Source organism: Streptomyces sp. NBC_01498 (genome assembly GCF_036327775.1).
In the GTDB taxonomy this organism is placed as follows: Bacteria; Actinomycetota; Actinomycetes; order Streptomycetales; family Streptomycetaceae; genus Streptomyces.
In genome coordinates, this window is record NZ_CP109598.1 from 6,331,652 (window position 1) to 6,352,688 (window position 21,037).

The 21,037-nt window shown below is 74.5% G+C and carries 9 protein-coding genes and 2 pseudogenes; 10 read left to right on the forward strand and 1 reads right to left on the reverse strand.

The window, feature by feature from the left end:
- Window positions 1-199: 199 nt before the first annotated feature.
- From OG875_RS27095 to OG875_RS27130, 8 genes and pseudogenes are all read left to right on the forward strand, one after another.
- A complete protein-coding gene (locus OG875_RS27095) occupies window positions 200-1,411 on the forward strand; it encodes a glycosyltransferase family 4 protein (protein ID WP_330176843.1) in 1,212 nt (403 codons plus the stop codon).
- Window positions 1,408-2,565, forward strand: a pseudogene (locus tag OG875_RS27100) (glycosyltransferase); the annotation flags it as partial. The gene OG875_RS27095 and the pseudogene OG875_RS27100, both read left to right, overlap by 4 nt.
- Before the next feature lie 893 nt (window positions 2,566-3,458).
- A pseudogene (locus OG875_RS27105) lies at window positions 3,459-3,560 on the forward strand (SGNH/GDSL hydrolase family protein); the annotation flags it as partial.
- Window positions 3,561-3,869: 309 nt separating this feature from the next.
- Window positions 3,870-4,838, forward strand: coding sequence for an SGNH/GDSL hydrolase family protein (locus OG875_RS27110; protein ID WP_443079292.1), 969 nt, complete (start codon window positions 3,870-3,872; stop codon window positions 4,836-4,838).
- Window positions 4,835-8,461, forward strand: a complete 3,627-nt coding sequence (locus OG875_RS27115) for a hydantoinase B/oxoprolinase family protein (RefSeq protein ID WP_330176844.1) — start codon at window positions 4,835-4,837, stop codon at window positions 8,459-8,461. Before OG875_RS27110 ends, OG875_RS27115 begins: the two co-directional genes overlap by 4 nt.
- Before the next feature lie 285 nt (window positions 8,462-8,746).
- Entirely contained in the window at window positions 8,747-10,294 is a 1,548-nt protein-coding gene (locus OG875_RS27120) for a hypothetical protein (RefSeq protein ID WP_330176845.1), read from the forward strand.
- Window positions 10,295-10,916: 622 nt separating this feature from the next.
- Window positions 10,917-11,828: a hypothetical protein gene (locus OG875_RS27125; RefSeq protein WP_330176846.1), complete on the forward strand. Its 912-nt coding sequence runs from the start codon at window positions 10,917-10,919 to the stop codon at window positions 11,826-11,828.
- A 129-nt stretch (window positions 11,829-11,957) separates the two neighbouring features.
- A complete protein-coding gene (locus tag OG875_RS27130; protein ID WP_330176847.1) occupies window positions 11,958-16,721 on the forward strand; it encodes a hypothetical protein in 4,764 nt (1,587 codons plus the stop codon).
- A gap of 76 nt (window positions 16,722-16,797) precedes the next feature.
- Here the strand turns inward: OG875_RS27130 and OG875_RS27135 are convergent, their stop codons facing one another.
- Window positions 16,798-17,340: a hypothetical protein gene (locus tag OG875_RS27135; RefSeq protein ID WP_330176848.1), complete on the reverse strand. Its 543-nt coding sequence runs from the start codon at window positions 17,338-17,340 to the stop codon at window positions 16,798-16,800.
- 467 nt (window positions 17,341-17,807) lie between these two features.
- On the opposite strand from OG875_RS27135, the gene OG875_RS27140 reads away from it, so the two are divergent.
- On the forward strand, window positions 17,808-20,594 hold the full coding sequence (locus OG875_RS27140; RefSeq protein ID WP_330176849.1) for a sensor histidine kinase: 2,787 nt from the start codon (window positions 17,808-17,810) through the stop codon (window positions 20,592-20,594).
- Window positions 20,591-21,037: a roadblock/LC7 domain-containing protein gene (locus OG875_RS27145; protein WP_330176850.1), complete on the forward strand. Its 447-nt coding sequence runs from the start codon at window positions 20,591-20,593 to the stop codon at window positions 21,035-21,037. The genes OG875_RS27140 and OG875_RS27145 overlap by 4 nt, the downstream gene beginning before the upstream one ends.

Below are 21,037 nucleotides of genomic sequence, written 5' to 3' on the forward strand. Positions count from 1 at the left end.
CGCTACCCGGCGGGCATGGCCGTACGGGTTCCACCAGGTGAACCGCACCGCGCGCGCCGCCGACGAGCAGGGGCGCACGGCCCCCGAGGACCGCTCGAAAGCGTGCTCCGGACCCCCGGCGGCCAATGCTCATGGGACGTTTTCCGCGAAGAAAGATCCACGTTGGCGGGACCACCCCCGATACGGCGACAACACGGTTATGCGTGTCGTCATCGTCACCGAATCCTTCCCGCCCGATGTGAACGGCGTGGCGCACTGCGCCCTCCAGACCGCCCGACACCTCGTCGCACGCGGCCATGACCCGCTCGTCATCGCCCCCGCCTCGTCGTCCGCCGCCTCCGCGGCGGCCGAGGGCACCGCCCCGTCCTTCTCCGCCTCATCCCCGTCCCCGTCCGTCCCCTCCCCGCGCGCCGCCGCTCCCCGCACGGCGGACCTCGACGCACCGTGCCCCGTGGTGCGCGTCCCCTCCCTGCCGCTGCCCGGTTACCCCCAGGTACGCGTCGCCCTGCCCAGCCGCCGGGTCGCCGCGACCCTCGCGGCGCACCGGGCCGACCTCGTCCACCTGGCCGGGCCGTTCGTCCTCGGCGTACGCGGCATGGCCGCCGCCGCGAAACTCGGCATACCCGCCGTCGCCGTCTACCAGACCGACCTCGCCGGTTACGCCCGCACCTACGTGGGCGCGGGCGAGGCGGCGGCCTGGCGGCGGCTGCGCGCCGTGCACAGCGCGGCGGACCGCACGCTGGCCCCCTCCAGCGCGGCCGTCAAGGACCTCACGGACCACCGCGTCCCGCGCGTGCGGCTCTGGCCGCGCGGCGTGGACACCGTCCGGTTCGGGCCCCAGTTGCGCGACCACGAGCTGCGCCGACGGCTGGCACCCGGCGGCGAATTGATCGTCGGCTACGTCGGCAGGCTCGCCCCCGAGAAGCACGTCGAACTCCTGTCCGGTGTCTGCGACATGCCCGGCGTCCGGGTCGTGATCGTCGGCGACGGGCCCAGCGAACCGTCTCTGCGCACCGCGCTCCCCGGCGCCGTCTTCCTCGGCCGCCGTACCGGGGACGAACTGGCGCGCCTCTTCGCCTCGTTCGACGTCTTCGCCCACACCGGGCCGTACGAGACGTTCTGCCAGACCGTTCAGGAGGCCATGGCCAGCGGCACACCCGTCGTCGCCCCGGCGGCGGGCGGACCGCTCGACCTCGTCGACCACGGCCGCACCGGACTGCTGGTGCCGCCGCACGACGCGCGCGCGGTCACCGAGGCCGTACGCCGCCTCCAGGCCGACCCGGACATGCGCGCCTCCTACGGACGCACGGCCCGCGCCACCGTCGAGGGCCGCACCTGGGCCGCCGTGGGCGACCAACTGCTCGACCACTACGCCGAGGTCCTCGGCGAACGCACGGCGGTGGTCGCGTGAGCGCCCCGGGCACCACGCCCGGTGGGCCCTCCGGCGGTCTGCGGATCGTACGGCTGGCCAACTTCGTCACCCCCGCCTCGGGCGGCCTGCGTACCGCCCTCCAGGAGCTCGGCACGGGCTACCTCGCCGCCGGGCACGAACCGGTTCTCGTCGTGCCCGGCGAGGAACCGGGCGACCGGCGTACGCCGCAGGGCCGGGTGATCACCCTGCCGGGAGCGGTGCTGCCCGGCACCGGCGGCTACCGGGTGCTCACCGACCGCCGGCGCCTGCGCGCGCTCCTCGAAGCCCTCGCCCCCGACCGCCTGGAGGTCTCCGACCGCACCACCCTGCGCTGGACGGGCGAGTGGGCACGCCGCCACCGGATCCCGTCCGTGATGGTGTCCCACGAGACCGCCGACGGGGTGCTGCGCACCTGGGGCGTACCGGCAGCCGCCGCAGGGCGGGCCGCCGACCGGCTGAACCGGCGCAGTGCCTGGTCCTACTCGCGGATCGTCTGCACCACCGAGTGGGCCGAGCGCGAGTTCGTCCGGATCGGCGCGCGGAACGTGGTGCGCGCCCCCCTCGGCGTCGACCTGGTGCGCTGCCGACCGGACCGGCGCCGCGCGGAGTTGCGTGGCCGGTACGCGCGCGAGGGCGAGGTCCTGCTGCTGATGTGCTCGCGGCTCTCCGTGGAGAAGCGTCCGGGCGCCGCTCTCGACGCCCTGGCCGTGCTGCTCGGTCAGGGGGTGCGGGCCACGCTGGTGGTCGCCGGGGACGGTCCGCTGGCGGGCGCGCTGGCCCGCCGGGCGCGCGAGCGGCGGCTGCCCGTGGTCTTCCTCGGTCATGTGGCCGACCGGGAGGAACTCGCGGACCTCCAGGCCGCCGCGGACATCTGCCTGGCGCCGGGACCGGCCGAGACGTTCGGTCTCTCCGCACTTGAGGCGCTCGCCTGCGGCACCCCGGTCGTCGCGAGCGCGTCGTCGGCGCTCCCGGAGGTCCTGGGCGAGGCGGGTGCCACGGCGGCGGACACCCCGGCGGCGTTCGCCGACGCCGTACGTGAACTGCTCGCCCGGCCCGAGGCCGCCCGCCGCACGGCGGCGCGGGCACGGGCCGAACTCTTCGGCTGGGACCGCGCGGTGGCCGCCTTCCTGGCGGCGCACGAGGCGCCGGTCCGGGCGGGGCAGGACGCCTTGGCGGGCGTCGGGGCCGTTGTCGGTTCGTCGGACGGGGGAGGGGCGGAACAGGGGCCCCGGTCGCGCGCGGCTGCGGAGCCCACGGGGGCCGCTTCGGTGCTGACGCTGGTTCCGGTGGTTCCGGTGGTTCCGGTGGTTCCGGTGGTTCCGGTGGTGCCGGTGGTGCCGGTGGTGCCGCTGGTGTCTGGGACGTCCGGGGCGTCCGGGATGCCTGCGACGCCGGGGCCGCTTGGGGTGCCTGAGACCGTGTTCTCGGCAGGACCGCCGCCTGCCGCGTCGGCTCCGGTGCCTTCCTCAGCTTCGGCGGGGCCCTCGTCGCCCGTCGTCGCGGATCCGGACGTGGATACTCCGGTGGCGGGCCCGTCGCCCGGGGCGCCCGGGGAGGCGGTTCCGACGGTTGTGGGCTCGGACGGGGCGGCGTCCACTGCGGGCCCGGTGTCCGGGTCGCCGGCGTTGGCATGCCCGGCGGAGCCTTCGTCGCCGGTCGCGGCGTCGGAGCGCCCCGTGGTGGGCGTGGCACCTTCGGCGCTCAGGGCGTCCGCGACGCCCGCCGTGGAGTCCTCGTACGAGTCAGCGACGCCGGTGACGTCGGCGTTCGCGCGGGGGATCACCTCGTCCCTGAAGTCGGACGAGGCGGTGACCGTGCCCGGCCCACCGCCCGTGACGCCGCTCGTGCCCGGCGCGGCGTTTGTGGCGCAGTCCTTGTCGTCCGTGGTCACGCCGGCGGGACGGCCCCTGCCGGGTTCACCGACCCTGCCGCCCCTCGGGACGGCGCCAGTACGGCCTCCTGACGGAGGCGCGAGATGACCGTGTACGCGAACCCCGGGGCGCCTCCGGAGACGGCCGCGTCCGCGTCGCCCTCCGTACAGAGGCCGCTGCGGTTCGCCGCGCTGGGGGACTCGCTCACGGCGGGCGTGGGGGACCGGGTGGACGGCGGCTGGCGCGGCTGGGCGGCGCTGCTCGCCGAGACGCTGGCCCCGACCGCCGGGGCGCTCGTGCGGCCTGGTGCCGAGCCGGTCCCGGCAACGCGGTCGTCCCGCCTGGAGGGTGTTGGTCGGGCGGGGTGGGTCGGGGACCGGTCGGTGGTCGGCGCAGGCAGTGGGGGCGGGCCGGAAAGCCCGGATCCGGTCGTGCGGCCTGGTGCCGAGCCGGTCCCGGTGGCGCAGCCGTTCCGGCCGGAGGGTGTTGGTCGGGCGGGGTGGGTGGTGGGTTCCGGCGGGTGGGGCGCCGACGGGTCGGTGGTCGGCACGGGCAGTGGGGGAGAGCCGGAAAGCCCGGATCCGGTCGTGCGGCTTGGCGCCGAGCCGGTCCCGGTGGCGCAGCCGTTCCGGCCGGAGGGTGTTGGTCGGGCCGGGTCGGCAGCGGATACCTGTGGGTGGGTCACCAACGGCGCGGCGGCCGGCTCGGGGCGCGGCGAGTCCTCGCCGCCCGGCCCGCCCACCGTCCCCGGCAGCGGACCCCGCGCCGTCGCCGGTGCCGCCGCCCCCGGGCCCGGTCATGACAGCCCCGCCGAACCCGCCCCCACCTTCCGTAACTTCGCGACCAGCGGCGCCCTCACCCGTGACGTGCGTGCCGAGCAGACCCCCGCCGCCCTCGCCTTCGCGCCCGACATCGCCTCCGTCCTCGTCGGAGTCAACGACACCCTCCGCCGCTCCTTCGACATCGAGGCCATCACCCGCGCCCTGGACGAGGTCTGCGCCGCCCTCACCGCACGCGGCACCGTCCTGCTCACCGCCTGCCTGCCCGACCCCGGCGTCATGCTCGGGCTGCCCGCGATCCTCGCCCGGCCGCTCGCGCGACGGCAGCGCGCGGTCAACACCCTCGTCCACGCGCTCTCCGCGCGGTACGGCGCCGTCCATCTGCACGCCGCCGACCCCGTGTGGGTCGCCGACCGCTCCCTGTGGAGCGCCGACCGGCTGCACCCCGGCGAGCGCGGCCACCGGCTGATCGCCGCGCGGTTCCACGAGATGCTCACCGCGCGCGGCCTGCCCCTGGGCCCGCCACCGCCCCGGGAGCCGCAGCAGCCGCCGCCCTCCCGCGCGGAGGCCCTGCTCTGGCTGGCGACCGCCGGGACCGGCTGGCTGGTGCGCCGCAGCACCGACCTGCTGCCCCAGTTGCTCTGGCTGGCCGGCGGCGAACTGCGCCATCTGGCGCGCGGGACCGCCGCCCGGCTCGACCAGCGCGCCGAACACGCCCTCGCCCGCGCCCTGTCGGCACTGCCACCCGCCGCTCCCCTTGCGAGAATGGGGGAATGACTGGGCGCTGGGAATTCTGGATCGACCGTGGCGGCACCTTCACCGACGTGGTCGGGCGCCGGCCCGACGGACGCCTCCTCACAAAGAAGCTGCTGTCGCACAACCCGGAGCAGTACGCCGACGCGGCCGTCGCCGGAATCCGGCTGATGCTCGGCCTGGCCCCGGACGACCCGGTACCCGCCGACCGGATCGACGTCGTCAAGATGGGCACCACCGTCGCCACCAACGCACTGCTGGAGCGCCGCGGCGAGCCGACCGTCCTGCTCGTCACCGAGGGCTTCGGCGACGCCCTGCGGATCGCCTACCAGAACCGGCCCCGGCTCTTCGACCGCCACATCGTGCTCCCCGAGGCCGTCTACGCGCGCGTCATCGAGATCCCCGAACGGGTCGACGCCCACGGGACCATCGTGCGCCCGCTGGACACGGAGGCCGTCGCCGCGCGGGTGCGCGAGGCGTACGACGACGGCTTCCGCAGCGCCGCCGTCGTCCTCGTGCACGGCTACCGCCATCCCGACCACGAGACCGCCGTCGCCGAGGCCGCACGCGCGGCCGGATTCACCCAGGTGAGCTGCTCCCACGAGGTCAGCCCCCTCATCAAACTCGTCCCGCGCGGCGACACGACCGTCGTGGACGCCTACCTCTCCCCGATCCTGCGGCGCTACGTGGACGAGATCGCCACCGAACTCCGGGGCATCCGCCTGATGTTCATGCAGTCCAACGGAGGACTGCGGGAAGCCGCCCACTTCCGTGGGAAGGACGCCGTGCTGTCCGGCCCGGCGGGCGGTGTCGTCGGCATGGCCCGTACCTCCGCGCAGACGGGCCACGACCGTGTCGTCGGCTTCGACATGGGCGGCACGTCCACCGACGTCTCCCACTACGCCGGGGAGTTCGAGCGAGAGCTGGGCACCCAGGTCGCCGGGGTGCGGATGCGCGCGCCCATGATGAACATCCACACCGTCGCGGCGGGCGGCGGCTCCGTCCTGCACTTCGACGGCCAGCGCTACCGCGTCGGCCCCGACTCGGCCGGCGCCGTCCCCGGCCCCGCCTGCTACCGCCGGGGCGGCCCCCTCACCGTCACCGACGCCAACGTGATGCTCGGCCGGGTGCAACCGGACCACTTCCCCCCGGTGTTCGGACCGGACGGCGACCAGCCGCTCGACGCCGACGTGGTACGCGAGCGTTTCGCCGCGCTCGCCGACGAGGTCGAGGCAGCCACCGGCGTACACCGCGAACCGGCCGAGGTCGCCGCCGGTTTCCTGGAGATCGCCGTGCTGAACATGGCGAACGCCGTCAAGAAGATCTCCGTGCAGCGCGGCCACGACATCACCCGCTACGCCCTCACCAGCTTCGGCGGCGCGGGCGGCCAGCACGCGTGCGCCGTCGCGGACGCCCTCGGCGTCGACACCGTGATCGTGCCGCCGCTCGCCGGGGTGCTCTCCGCGTACGGCATCGGACTCGCCGACGCCACCGCCATGCGGGAGCGGTCGGTCGAGGCCGAACTCGGCGACGGGGCGGGCGGAACGGAGCACGGCGCCACCGACCGGGTGCGCGACCTCTGCGCCGAACTCGCCGAGCACACCCGCGCCGACCTGCGCGCCGACTCCGTCCCCGACGACGCGATCACCACCCACGCGCGCGTACTGCTCCGTTACGCCGGTACGGACGCGAGCCTCGCCGTCCCCCTCGGCGACGTCGCCGACATGAAGGCCGCCTTCGAGAGCGAGCACCGCGCGCGTTACGCCTTCACCATGGACAAGCCCCTGGTGGTCGAGGCCGTGTCCGTCGAAGCCGTCGGCAAGGCCGACCAGCACGGCACGTATGTGGCGGACACGACCTCCGTGGAAGGCGACGGCGGCCCCGTACCGCCCGCGCGCGTACGGATGTTCGTCGACGGCACGGAGCGCGACTGCCCGCTCCACCGGCGCGCCGACCTGCGAGCCGCCGACACCGTCGAAGGCCCCGCGATGATCGCCGAGGCCGACGCGACGACCGTGGTGGACGCGGGCTGGCAGGCGGCGGTCGGCGACCTCGGTCATCTGCTCCTCACCCGCGTACGCCCCCGCCCCACCCGTGTCGCCGCGGGCACGGACGTCGACCCCGTGCTGCTCGAAGTCTTCAACAACCTCTTCATGGCCATCGCCGAGCAGATGGGAGTCCGCCTGGAGAACACCGCCCACTCCGTCAACATCAAGGAACGGCTCGACTTCTCCTGCGCCCTCTTCGACGCCGACGGCAACCTCATCGCCAACGCGCCCCACATCCCCGTGCACCTCGGCTCCATGGGCGAGTCCATCAAGGAAGTGCTCAAGCGCGACCAGGACTCGCTGCGCCCCGGTGATGTGTACGCGGTCAACGACCCCTACCACGGAGGCACCCATCTGCCGGACGTCACGGTGGTGACGCCCGTCTTCGACGGCCGGGGCGAACAGCTCCTCTTCCTGGTCGCCTCGCGCGGCCACCACGCCGAGATCGGCGGCATCACCCCCGGCTCGATGCCCGCCTTCAGCCGCACCATCCACGAGGAGGGCGTCCTCTTCGACAACTGGCTCCTCGTCCGCGACGGCAGACTCCGTGAGGCCGAGACCCGCGCGCTCCTCGCCGACGCCCCGTACCCCTCCCGCGACCCCGACACCAACCTCGCCGACCTGCGCGCCCAGATCGCCGCCAACGAGAAGGGCATCGCCGAACTGCGCCGGATGACCGAGCAGTTCGGGCACGACGTGGTGGCCGCCTACATGGGCCACGTACGGCGCAACGCGGAGGAGTCCGTCCGCCGCATCGTCGCCGGGCTGGGCGACGGCTCCTACCGCTACGAGACCGACAACGGCGCGGTCATCGAGGTCGCCGTACGCGTGGACCGGGAGGCCCGCAGCGCCGTCGTGGACTTCACCGGCACCTCACCTCAACAGGAGGGCAACTTCAACGCGCCCCGTTCCGTGGTGATGGCCGCCGTCCTGTACGTCTTCCGGACACTGGTCGCCGACGACATCCCGCTCAACAGCGGCTGTCTGGCACCGCTGGACGTGCGGGTGCCCGAGGGCTCGATGCTGTCGCCGGTCTTCCCGGCGGCGACGGTGGCGGGCAACGTGGAGACCTCGCAGGCCGTCACCGGCGCGCTGTACGCGGCACTCGGCGTCCAGGCCGAGGGCTCGGGCACGATGAACAACCTCACCTTCGGCAACGAACGCGTCCAGTACTACGAGACGGTGGCGAGCGGATCCGGCGCGGGGGACGGCTTCGACGGCGCCGACGCCGTCCAGACCCACATGACCAACTCCCGTCTCACCGACCCCGAAGTCCTCGAATGGCGCTACCCGGTACGGGTCGACGGATTCGCCGTCCGGGCGGGCAGCGGCGGCCGGGGCCGCTGGACCGGCGGCGACGGAGTCGTACGGCGCATCCGCTTCCTGGAACCCATGACGGTGACCCTGCTGACCGGCCATCGGGCGGTGCCCCCGTACGGCATGGCGGGCGGCGGGACCGGCGAACTCGGAAGCAACGAGGTGGAGCACGGCGACGGGACCCGTACGCCGCTGAAGGGCGTCGACTCGGTGGAGGTGGGCGTCGGCGACGTCCTGGTGCTGCGCACGCCGGGCGGCGGGGGATACGGCGCACCGGAGTGAACGCGCCGGGTGCGGCGGGCGGGTGGCGACGGCTGGGTGGCGGCGGTCCGCTGGCGGGTCCGCCGCCGCAGCCCTTTCTGCCGCCGCGCTCCGGCCCCGGCCGCCGTACCCCGGCCTGCCGTACCCCGGTTCCGGCCGCGCCCGCCCGTCCACCCCCGCTCCGCCCGCGCCCGCACTCCCGTCTTCCGGCAACGTCCGCGTGACATCCGCCTTCCGGCGCGCCGCAACCCCTGGGGCTTCTGCGTCGTTTCGGCCGTTGTCGGTCCGAGGACCTAATCTGTTCACGTGACTTCGCCTGGCTCGACGGATTCCGTTCCGCCCCAGCTCAGCGCGGGGCCGAGGCCCGCCCAGGGCCCGGCCGCCGACGAGGGGCTGGCGCGGCGGCTGCGCGCGCTCGCCTGCACCGCGCCCCTGCACGACCTGGACACCCGCAAGGCCAATCTCGCGGGGGAGTACTCCGGGTACGCGATGGCGGAGGTCGCGCTCGCGGCGATCGACCTCGTCACGCTCAACATGGACTTCGACACCGGCGCGGACCACGAGCAGATAGTGGCCAGACTCCTGCCGCGGGTCGCGGCGCAGGCCCCGCACCGCCCGGCCCACGAGCACGAACGGGTGGCCCGCTGGGTGCTGGAGAATCTGATCAACGTCGGCAGCGTCGACCGCGGATTCCGCGCCGTGTACGGCACGTTCGGCGCCGACGGCGTCTACACCCGCCGGGACTACGACTTCAAGCTGGTCGAGGAGGTCCCCGGCCACGGCGGCAGCGTCTATCTGCGTACCACCGACGAGGCGGTCAACGTCCTCGTGGGCGCGCTGGACACGGACGTCACCAGCGCGCAGATCGCCGCCGAGGTCAAGCTGGAGGTCCTCATCAGCAGGGGGCGGCTCGCCGACGCCCAACTCGCCGCCGAACAGGCCCGGTACCGCACCGTGCAGTACGCGGAGACGCTGCGCAGGACCCTGGAGGCGACCCGGCGCAACGTCCGCGCGGTCGACTGGCTCAACGCCGTCCCGGACATGATCGCCGAGGCCCTCGACCATGTCGCCGACCGCTACCGCCACGAGAACGCCATCCTGAACAACATCCGCAAGGCACGCGACGAGGCCGAGACCGGCGCCGATCCCAAGACCGCCGAGCACAAACGCCGCGCCGCCGAACTGGTCGACATCGTCAAGGACTGCATCCGCCGGCACACCCAGCTCCAGTCGCGGCTGCTGGAAGCCGGACCACTGTTCCGCGCCGAGCAGGACCGCCAGGCGTTCGCGGAGCCCACCACCCGCACCGGACTCGACCTGTACGGGCAACTCGTCGCCCCCCTCCTGCCGTTGCCGGTCGACCGGGCGGGTCTGGTCACCGACGCCTTCTTCGCCCGGGGCACCGGCCTGCGCACGCCGGGGTCCGTACGGATCGGCGATCTGGTCGACCTGCTGCTCACCCCGCCCGTGGAGCGGGAGCACCTGGGTGCCGAGATGCCCGAGCCCGATCTGATCGCGACCCCCGACGACAGCCGTTTCAGCGAGGCGCAGTTGGCGACCGCGCGTGACCTGCTCGACCTGGAGCCCGAGGCGCCCCGCAGGCTCTCCGGGCTGCTGGCCGAGGCCCGCCGGGGCGGCGATTCGGATCTGCCGTATCTCGTGGCGCTGCTGGCCGTCCACGCGGCGAGTCCGCCCGTCGGCACGGCCTACCGGCAGGGCGAGGAACGGCTGTTGTTCGCGGTGGACGACGGCACGCCCCTCGACGACCCGGAGTTCGGCGGGGCGGACCTCATAGTGGGCATGGCTCTCCTGGACGCGGCGGGCATGGCCGCCGACCGTAAGGAGGTGGCGTGACACCCACCGGCCCGGCGGTCCGACCTGCCCGAACGGCCCACCCGGCCCGGGGCCGAGCCGTTCCGTCGACCCAGGGCCGGGCTGTCCCGCCCGGCCGGGTGTACCCCGTCCCGTCCCGCCGTCTCCGCGAGGAACCGGACCGCCCGGTCCGGCGGGGCCCCGGGCGGTCGTTCCGGCGTGGGTGTGTCCTGTACGGGGCCGGGCCGGCGCCGTACGAGGGAACCGGCCGTATGTGCCGTGCCGGACGGGGCCGACGCGGGGGACGGCGCCGGGTGAGGCGGCCCGCCGCGTTGTCGTCGCGGTGCGGGTACGTCCGGTGCGGGGCCGGCCCATCGCCGTACGACGGGCCCTGCCGCAGCCGCCGCGCCCTACTCGGCCGATCCCAGGAACCGCGTCCGGCCCGGCGGCCCGCCGCGCCGACCGGGCTGTCCGCGTACCGCCGGGCCCTCCGGCACGCGGGTCGTCCGCCGTTCCGTGCCACCCACCACGGGCGCCGGTCATCGGCGGACGGCCGGGCCGGGGCCGTGACGACGCCGGGCCCTGCGCGGCACCCGTACGACCAGCACCACCCGCACCCTCCGCACCACCCCCGACAGGAACACCCCGGCAAGGAGCAGCGCCCGTGAGCGACCACCAGGCAGAGCACACCGCCGCGTGGGGCGAGCCGGGCGGCACCGAGACCGCCCGCGCACCCGCCCCCGCGCCGCCCGGTGGCGTCACCCCCGCCGACGCGGCCGACGCCGCCCGTCTCGTCTCCTTCGGACTCCAGCCCAGACTGCTGCCCGCGCGCGACGCCGAGTACGCCGACCTGCTGCGCCGCTACCGGGAGGAGACCGCCTTCGCCCGGCTCGCCGACGCGGTGGCGGCCGGCCTCGGCCTCGTCGTCCTCGAAGTGTCCGCCCGCGCCGGCATGGCCGTGGCGGCGGGCGAGGACTCCGTCTTCGCCGTCCGCATGGGCGACTACGCGCGCCGCGCGTCGACCGACGCCGCGGACCGCTTCCTGCACGGCCTGGCCCATCTCGCGGTCGCCGCCATGGCCTTCCCCCGGCCCGAGGACCTCGCCGACGACGGGTACATCGGCCGGATCACCGTCAACGGTGTCGACGCCTTCGTACGGCAGGCGTGCCGCCGACTGGAGGAACGCGCCGAGGAACAGGGCGAGAACACCGACCCGGCGACCGACACCCCCGGTCTCGAATCCGCCTGGCGGGTGTACGCGCGCCGCAGCGCGACCGGTGCCACCAAGGACGCGCGCCGGCTCGCGGGCTCCACCACCGGCATCATCGGCAAGGCCATGGCCTTCCTCACCGACTCCGGTTTTCTGCACCGCACCGGGGACGACGCCGGAGGCGCCTACCGCACCACGGCCCGCTACCAGCTTCAGGTCCGCGACATGGCGGGCGCCGCCGCCATGGCCGAACTCCTCGCACTCGGGGTCGTCCCGGTCACCGACGGCTCGGCCACCCTGCTGCCCCCACCGGACCCCGACGACCTCGATCTGGTCGCCGACGCCGGACTGCCGTTCCACTCCTGACCCGCTCACCCGACGACCTGACGACCCGACGGCCCCACGCCGCCCCGCCTGATCCCGCTCCGTCCCCGCAACAGCAGCCCCCCACCCCGCCGGCCCGCCCGGCCCCGACCACCACGGAAGTCCGCCGCCATGTACGAGCTGTCCCGGGTCCGCCTCTACTCCATCGGGCCTGCCGGTGCGCGCTACGCCGACACCGTGCTCGACCTGCGCGGAGTCGGCGAGCCGGTGCCCCACCCCGCGCCCGCCCAGGCGGAGTTCTTCGAGGAGGAGCCGGCCGGCCCGCCGCGCCGCCCGGCCCCGGCCGGAGTGCTCTTCCTGGAGAACGGCGGCGGCAAGTCCGTCCTCCTCAAGCTGATCTTCTCGGTCATGCTCCCCGGCCACCGCAACACCCTCGGCGGCGCCAGCTCCGGCGTCCTCCGCAAATTCCTGCTCGCCGACGACTGCGGCCATGTCGCCCTCGAATGGCAGCACACCCTCACCGGTGAACTCGTCGTGGTCGGCAAGGCCAGCGAGTGGCGCGGCCGTCAGGTCTCCAGCGACCCGCGCAAGTTCGCCGAAGCCTGGTACTCCTTCCGCCCCGGCCCGGGACTGAGCCTCGACTCCCTGCCGGTCGCCGAGTCGACCGCCGTGGCGCGGCCCCGGGAAGGCGTCTCCGGCGCGCGCGGCCGACGCCGCACCATGAAGGGCTTCCGCGACTCCCTCACCGAGGCCGGCAAGATCTACCCGCACCTCGACATCCACTGGGAGGAGATCCACGACCGCTGGATCGAGCACCTCGGCGAACTCGGCCTCGACCCCGAACTCTTCCGCTACCAGCGGGAGATGAACGCCGACGAGGGCGAGGCCGCCGGACTCTTCGCGGTCAAGAAGGACTCCGACTTCACCGACCTGCTGCTGCGCGCCGTCACCGACACCCGCGACACGGACGGACTCGCCGACCTCGTCGGCGGCTTCGGCAACAAACTGGGCCGGCGCGCCGAGCTGACCGCCGAGCGCGACTTCACCGCAGGCTCCGTCGACCTGCTCGGCCGGATCGTCGACGCCTCCGAGGCCCGCTCCCGGGCCCGTGACGTCCACACCGCCGCCGAACGCCGCACCCGCACCCTGGCACGGCGGCTCAGCGCCCGCGCCGCCGTCGAGCGGGACCGGGTCGGCGACCTCGCCCAACAGGTCACCGCCGCCGCCCACACCGTCACCGAGGCCGACCGCGCCCGTGGCCGCAGCGCCCTCGTCGCCGCCGAACTGGCCTACCGCCACGCCTCCCTGGCCCTCACCGTCGCCGAGAAGGCCGCCGCGGCGCAGCGGCGCGAGCTGGGCGACGCCCGTACGCTGCACGCCGCCTGGCAGGCCGCCGAGAACGTGCTGCGGCACCGCGCCGCCGCCGACCGCTCCGCGCGCGTCGCCGCCGCGATCCGGGAGGCCGAGCGTGACGCCGCCCCCGCCCTCGCCGCCCGCGCCACGGCGGCGGCCGACCTCGTCCGCGCGCTGCACGCGGCGGCGGCCGAGGGCGAGCACCTCGCCAACGAGGAGGAGGAGCGCTCCGCCGCCCTCCAGGAGACCGGCGAGGCCGCGCACCGCGACGCCACGGCGGCGGCCACCGAGGCGCAGCGCGCCCGCAGCGAGACCGGCCATCTGCGCCAGCGCCTCGCCGAGGTCGAGCAGGAGACCGCCGAGGCGGTACGGGCCGGGTGGCTCGACGACACGGCGCCGGACGCCGACCCCGCGCGCGCCGCGCTCGCCGCCAGCGACGCGGAGAAGTCCGCCGTCGCCGCCTGGGACACGGCCAGGGACGCCGCGCGGGCGGCGGCGGAGCGGGCCAGGGAGGCCGCCGCGGCGGAGTCCCGCGCCGAACTGTCCGAGGCCCGCGCCGTGGACGCCGCGCGCGCCGCCGTCCACGAGTACGACGCGGAGCGCCGTACCGCCGAGTCGATCGCCCGCGAGGAGCGCCTCACCGAACTGCTCGGCCTGCCCGGTGCCCCGCCCCGCGCGGGCGTCCCCCACCCGCGCGGCGCCACCCCCGGCGTCCCCGCCACGGCCGCCGCCGCCCAGGGTTCCCTCACCCCGGAGGAGCTGGACCGGTACGCCGAAGACCTGCGCGAACTCCTCGACCAGGGTGTCACCTCCGCCGAACGCCAGCTCTTCGACCTCCGTACGGCCGCCGCCGACGACGCCCGTATCCTCGGCGCGCTCGGCGACGGCGGACTGCTGCCGCCCGGACCCGACGTCCTGGCCACCGTCGAATACCTCGGCGAGCACGGCATCCCCGCCCTCCCCGGCTGGCGCTACCTCGCCCAGGCCGTCGACCCCGCCGACCACGCGGCCGTCCTCGCAGCCCGGCCCGAACTGGTCGACGGCGTCGTCATCACCGAACCGTCCTCGCACGCCAGGGCACGCGACGTCCTCTCCGGCGCCGCCCTCCTGCCGCGCTCCGCCGTCGCCGTCGGTACGGCGGCGGCCCTGCTCGCCCCCGTACCCGGCCCCGGGTCTTACGGCGACCCGGCCTCCGGCGACGGCGGGGTCTTCCTCGTCCCGCCCAACCCGGCCATGCACGACGAGCACGCCGCCGACGCCGAACGCCGGTCGCTGCGGGCCAAGGCGACCGCCCGCGACGAGGAGATCCGCACGCTGTCGGCCCGGCTCGCCGCCGACCGGGCGATCGCCGCCCGCCTCGGCTCCTGGCGGGCCGACTGCCCGCCCGGCCGGCTCACCGAACTCGCCGCGACCGCGCACGCGGCCGAGGAACTCGCCCGCACCGCCGGGGCCGAACTCGCCGAGGCCCGCACGCTCCGGACGGACGCGGACGAGGCCGCCGCCGACACCGCCCGTGTCCGGGACGACCGACAGGACACCGCCCAGCGCGCCCGCCGGGCCGCCGACGCCCTCGCGGGCCTCGCCTTCCGGCTGCGCGAACGCGCCGGCTGGCAGGTCAAGCTCCGCGCCCTGGCCGACGACGCCGCCGAGTCCGACGCCCGCGCCGGGACCTGTTTGGAACGGGCCCGCGCCGCCGACGAGGACCGCCGCGCCGCCCAGCGCGCCGCCGACGACGCCCGCCGTACGGCCCGCGCCCTGCGGGCCGAGCGCGCCGAGATCGCGGGCGCCCCGGAGAATCTGCCCGAGCCCGAAGCGGACGCGCCGCGCACCGCCCTGCCCGCGCTGCGCGAGGCGTACCGGGCCGCCTCCCAGCTGTACGAGAAGGTCGGCGTCGGTGCCGACCTCCGCGCCGAACAGGCCCACGCGGAGAGCGACGAGGGGGCGGCCCTCGCCGAACTCGACCGGCTCAGCAACAAGGTCCGTACCCGCGCCGCCCACCTCCTGGAGAGCCCCGACGGCGCCGACGGACCGTCCCGGCAGGCCGCCGCCGCCCGCGCCGAACGCCTCGTACAGATGCTGGAGACCCGCGCCTCCACCGCCAGCGAGCACCTCGGCCGCCTCCGGGGCGACGCCGAACGGCTCGCCCCCGCCGAGGGCGAGGCGCACACCGAGCTGCCCGACGACCAGGTCCCCACGGACGTGGAACAGGCCCAGACCCTGCTGCGTACCGCCACCGGCGAACTCGCCGCCCGCACCGACGCGCTGGACACCGCCCGCTCGGCACACGGCGAACTCCTGCACGCCCACCGCACCGCGGAGGACGCCACCGGAGGTTTCGAGGACACCGCGGCCCTCCTCGGCGACCTGCTGCGCGGATCGGCCGACGACGAGAGCGACGGCACACCCGGCACACCCGAGCCCTACCCCGGCGCCATCGAGGAGGCCCGCGCCGCCGCCGCCGACACCCGCCGTTCGCTGCGCGGCTGCGCCACCGACCTCTCCGCGGCCGAGGCCTCCGTCCGGGAGGCCGGTGACACCCTCGTACGGCACGCCAACTCCACCCGCTACGAGCAGGTACGCACCCCGGCCCGCCAGCAGATCCGCGAACTGCCCGCCGCCGCGCTGCCCGACCACGCCGCGAAGTGGGCCCACGCCTTCGCCCCCCGGCTGCGCGTCCTGACCGACGAACTGGAACAGCTCGAACGCAACCGTGACTCCATCGTCGACCGGCTGCGCGGACTGGTGGAGTCCGCGCTCACGACCCTCCGCTCGGCCCAGCGGCTCTCCCGGCTGCCCGAGGGACTGGGGGAGTGGTCCGGCCAGGAGTTCCTCCGGATCCGCTTCGAGGAACCCGACCAGGCCACCCTCGGCGAACGCCTCGGCGAGGTCGTCGACGAAGCGACCCGCGCCGCCCTCAAGAAGAACTCCGACCTCCGCAGGGACGGCATGTCACTGCTCCTGCACGGAGTCGAGGCGGCCCTGAGGCCCAAGGGCATCGCCGTCGAGATCCTCAAGCCGGACGCCGTGCTGCGGGCCGAACGGGTCCCCGTCGGCCAGATGGGAGACGTCTTCTCGGGTGGCCAGCTGCTCACCGCCGCGATCGCCCTCTACTGCACGATGGCCGCGCTGCGCAGCAACGACCGGGGCCGGGACAAGCACCGGCACGCGGGCACGCTCTTCCTCGACAACCCCATCGGCCGCGCCAACGCCACCTATCTGCTTGAGCTCCAGCGGGCCGTCTCCGACGCGCTCGGCGTCCAGCTCCTCTACACGACGGGTCTCTTCGACACGACGGCGCTGGCCGAGTTCCCGCTGGTGATCCGGCTGCGCAACGACGCGGACCTGCGCGCGGGCCTGAAATACATCAGCGTCGAGGAACACCTGCGTCCCGGCCTTCCCCAGCCGGACCCGGACGGCGAGCCGGTGCACGGCGAGATCACGGCCACCCGCATGTTCAAACGCTCGGACGCCACTTCGGCCCCCGGCACCACTTCGGCCGCCGACGCCGCTGCGACCCCCGCCGCCACCTCGGTCCCGACCCCGACCCCGCCCCCCGGTCAGGACCTGGTCGCGGACCGATGAGTGCCCGGTCCGGGGGCGCCGGACACACGCCCCCGCCCCCGGACCCGATCCTCGGCAGCCGCCGGGACACGGGTGTTCAGGCTTCGGAGAGCCTGCCCGCACCCCGGCGTCGTATCCGGGCGCCGTCACGCTCCGCCGCCCGAGCGGCCCGCCTGGCCCTGCGCCGCTCCCGGCGCAGCCGCCGTGCCGTACTGCTCGGTACGGACACCACGCCATGGCGCTGGTTCCACACCTGGCGCGTCACCCACACGTCCAGCACACCCCACGTGGCCACCACCGTGCTGGCCACACTGCTCAGCACCATGGGGAAGGCCAGCCACGACCCGGCGAGCGTGCTGAAGAACGCGACCATGGCCTGAATCAGCGTCACCGACGCTATGATCACCGCCCGCACCGCGGCCGTCCGCACCGGATCCGGCATCCGGCGCCGTATCGCCGGCTCCTCCACCCAGAACCGCCGGGAGAGGCCCGTGCCGCGCGGCGCGGGCAGTTCGACCCCGACCGCCGCGGGTTCCCTCTCCAGAGCCGTACCACCTCGCTCGTGGCCCGCCGCGCGCGTCCCCCGACGCGCCGACCCGCCCGTCCCCGCCGCTCTCTGCGCGTCCGACTTCGTATCCATGGACCGTAACTCCCCACCACTGTCCGACTTCAGGGTGACTGCCCGGCTCCGGCCGCTTCACGCGAACCACGGCACCGAAACTCCGTCCGACGGTTCTTCCGCACCGTGCGACCGCCCGCTCCTCGCCCCGAACTCCCCGCCCCGAACCGAAACTTCCGTACGTCAGTACCCGTACACAGAGACGAGCGACAGATCGGGAAAATTCCCGCCCACATACAGTTCAGGCCACCCGATCGATTGCGAAAAGTGACGTGACGCCAGGTACTGTGCGCCACAGCAACGAAAGTCATCTCCGTGAAAACCAGGACAACTCATGAACAACTCGCCTGGTTACGGCCTAAAATCGTCCGGACATGTCTTCGAGTTGCCGGTGCGGCAGTAGTAGGCTCACGCCGTTTCGTGACGAGGTTGTCGATTCAGACGAGAACGCCCTCCACATCGGGTGGAGTGTCGAGCTGGGGGAAGCCATGCACTTTCGCGGGAAGTCCATCCGCCGGAAGATCGTGGCGTTGCTCCTGGTGCCGCTCGTCTCCCTGACGGCGCTCTGGGCGTTCGCCACCACCCTCACCGGTCGCGAGGCCAACCAACTCCTCGACGTCGCCTACATCATCGACAAGGTCGGCGACCCCGTCGAGGACACCGTCCGCGTGGTCCAGCGGGAACGCCGCCAGACCCTCATCTATCTGGCCGACCCCCGCAACTCGGAGTCCCTCGCCGAACTGCGCCGGCAGCGCGCCGCCACCGACCGGGCCGTCACCCGGCTCAAGGCCAACGCCGAGAACCCGTCGGTGCGCGACCAGATGAGCGGCACCACCTCCGAACGGCTGACCTCCCTCACCGACGCCCTCGACGGCCTCGGCGCGCTGCGCCGCTCCGTCGAGAAGTCCACCGTCACCCGGGGCCAGGCGCTCGACTTCTACAACCGGCTGGTCGACCCCTGCCACAGCTTCCTGTCGACACTGCACGTCCTGGAGGACGTGGAGCTGGACAAGCAGGCCCGCGCCCTGGTCGGCGTCGAACGCGCCCAGGAGATGCTCTCCCGCGAGGACGCGCTCGTCGTCTCCGCACTCATCACCCGCCGCCTCACGTCGGACGAGATACGGCAGGTGTCCGACCTCGTCGCCAACCGCTCCCTGCTCTACGAGACCAACCTCGACGTCCTGCCCGGTGCCGAGCGCGAGATATTCGAGCAGTACTGGGGCGGCCCCGCCACCCAGCCGCTGCGCGAGGCCGAGGAACAGCTCATCAGCGCGGGCGCCGGCCGCAACCCGGCGTCGGTGGACGCCGCCCGCTGGCAGGAGACGGCCACACCGGTCTTCGAAAGCCTGGAGAGCGAGGGCCGGGCGGCGGGCGTGCGCTACCAGGACCGCGTCGCCCCGGTCGGCGTCAACGTCTTCGTCCTCGCCGGAATCGCCGGTGTCCTCGGCTTCCTCGCCCTGCTCGTCTCCGTGATCGTCTCGGTACGGGTCGGCCGCGGGCTCGTCCGTGACCTCTCCAGCCTCCGTAAGGAGGCACACGAGGTGTCCGGTGTCCGTCTCCCCAGCGTCATGCGGCGCCTCGCGGCCGGCGAACAGGTCGACGTCGAGACCGAGGCACCCCGGCTCGACTACGAGCGCGACGAACTGGGCCAGGTCGGCCAGGCCCTCAACACCCTCCAGCGCGCCGCCGTCGAGGCCGCCGTGAAACAGGCCGAGCTGCGCCAGGGAGTCTCCGAGGTGTTCGTCAACCTCGCCCGCCGCAACCAGGTGCTGCTCCACCGCCAGCTCACGCTCCTGGACACCATGGAGCGCCGCACCGAGGACACCGACGAACTCGCCGACCTCTTCCGCCTCGACCATCTGACCACCCGCATGCGGCGCCACGCCGAGGGCCTGGTGATCCTCTCCGGAGCCGCGCCGTCCCGCCAGTGGCGCAAGCCCGTCCAGCTGATGGACGTCGTACGGGCCGCGGTCGCCGAGGTCGAGGACTACGAGCGCGTCGAGGTCCGCAGGCTGCCGAGGATCGGTGTCGGCGGCCCCGCCGTCGCCGACCTCACCCATCTCCTGGCCGAACTCCTGGAGAACGCCACGGTGTTCTCGCCGCCGCACACGGCGGTCCAGGTCCACGGCGAGCGCGTCGCCAACGGCTTCACCCTGGAGATCCACGACCGGGGCCTCGGCATGAACTCCGACACGCTCCTGGACGCGAACCTGCGGCTGGCGGAGACACCCGAGTTCGAACTCTCCGACACCGACCGCCTCGGCCTCTTCGTCGTCAGCCGGCTCGCCCAGCGGCAGAACGTACGGGTCTCGCTCCAGCCGTCTCCGTACGGAGGCACCACCGCGGTCGTGTTCCTGCCGTCCGCCCTGCTGACCGAGGCACCCGAGACCCAGGGCACCGGATTCCGGCTGGACCGGCAGAACCTCCCGTCCGACAGCGGCCGGGGCCGGTCCGACGGCAGACTCGCCTCGCTGTCGCAGGTCCCCACCGGCATCGGCGGCGGCCGGTCCGTGTTCGACGGCCCCGTCGAACTCGAACCCCCGCTGACCGCCGACGCCGTCACCGACCTCGGCAACGGCGACCTGGAGGACACCGACAGCGAGCGCGGCGGACTCTTCCGCGCCCGGGAGCACCTGCGCGACTCCCGTGACCGCGAGACGGGCCGGCCGCGCGCCGCGCGCGGCGCCGGGGACACGCGGGAGCAGCACCGTCAAGCCGTCGACAGCGACTTGGACCTGGACGCGGATGGGGACGACCCGCTGGGTTTCCCCGCGCAGCTCCCCCGGCGCAGCCGCAAGACCCCCACCCTGGTCGCCGACAACGGCCGGCGTCTGGACGAGCGCGGCGGCGCCCACCCGGAGACCGGGCCCGCTCCCACCGATCCCACCCCGGCCGGGCCCGACGCGTCCCCGGCGAGGCTGTCCTCGCCGCCCGTGTCCGCCGCCCCGCCGCACGCGTCCGCACCGACCGACGGAGCCGCCGTGACGCCCGACGAGACCGGGACTCCCGCCCCGCTCGGCGGCCTTCCCCGACGTGTCCGGCAGGCCAGCCTGGCGCCCCAGCTCAAGGACGCCGTACGGGAGGAGACCGAAACGCCGCCCACCGACGCTTCGGAGTGGGACCACGAGCGGGACGCGGACGCCGTACGCGCGCGTATGGCTTCCCTTCAGCGGGGCTGGCAGCGTGGCCGTCAGCAGAACGACGCCGAGGAGACCGAGAGCTCCGACGGCCCCGGCGACATATCAGGAACGACACCGGAGGGGGACGGTCGATGACCGCACCGCACGCCGCAGCATCCGATTCCACACGCCGCGGATCCGTTCCGGGCGACCTCAACTGGCTCCTGGACGAGCTGGTGGAACGGGTCGGCAGTATCCGCAAGGCGATCGTCCTCTCCGGAGACGGTCTGGCCACGGGCACGTCCAAGGAACTGACCCGCGAGGACGGCGAACACCTCGCCGCGGTCGCCTCCGGCTTCCACAGCCTCGCCAAGGGTGTCGGCAGGCACTTCGACGCGGGCAAGGTCCGCCAGACCGTCGTCGAACTCGACGGCGCCTTCCTCTTCGTGACGGCGGCGGGCGACGGCAGCTGTCTGGCCGTGCTCGCCGACTCCGACTCCGACGTCGGCCAGGTCGCCTACGAGATGACACTCATGGTCAAGCGCGTCGGCGTCCACCTCGGTGCCGCCCCCCGCGCCGGACAGCCCGCCACCGGGTGA

Excerpts from the sequence above, each read along its gene's own strand:
- OG875_RS27095 (WP_330176843.1), top strand. The coding sequence starts at position 200 with ATGCGTGTCGTCATCGTCACCGAATCCTTCCCGCCCGATGTGAACGGC.
- OG875_RS27115 (WP_330176844.1), top strand. The coding sequence starts at position 4,835 with ATGACTGGGCGCTGGGAATTCTGGATCGACCGTGGCGGCACCTTCACC.
- OG875_RS27130 (WP_330176847.1), top strand. The coding sequence starts at position 11,958 with ATGTACGAGCTGTCCCGGGTCCGCCTCTACTCCATCGGGCCTGCCGGT.
- OG875_RS27135 (WP_330176848.1), bottom strand. The coding sequence starts at position 17,340 with ATGGATACGAAGTCGGACGCGCAGAGAGCGGCGGGGACGGGCGGGTCG.
- OG875_RS27140 (WP_330176849.1), top strand. The coding sequence starts at position 17,808 with ATGCACTTTCGCGGGAAGTCCATCCGCCGGAAGATCGTGGCGTTGCTC.
- OG875_RS27145 (WP_330176850.1), top strand. The coding sequence starts at position 20,591 with ATGACCGCACCGCACGCCGCAGCATCCGATTCCACACGCCGCGGATCC.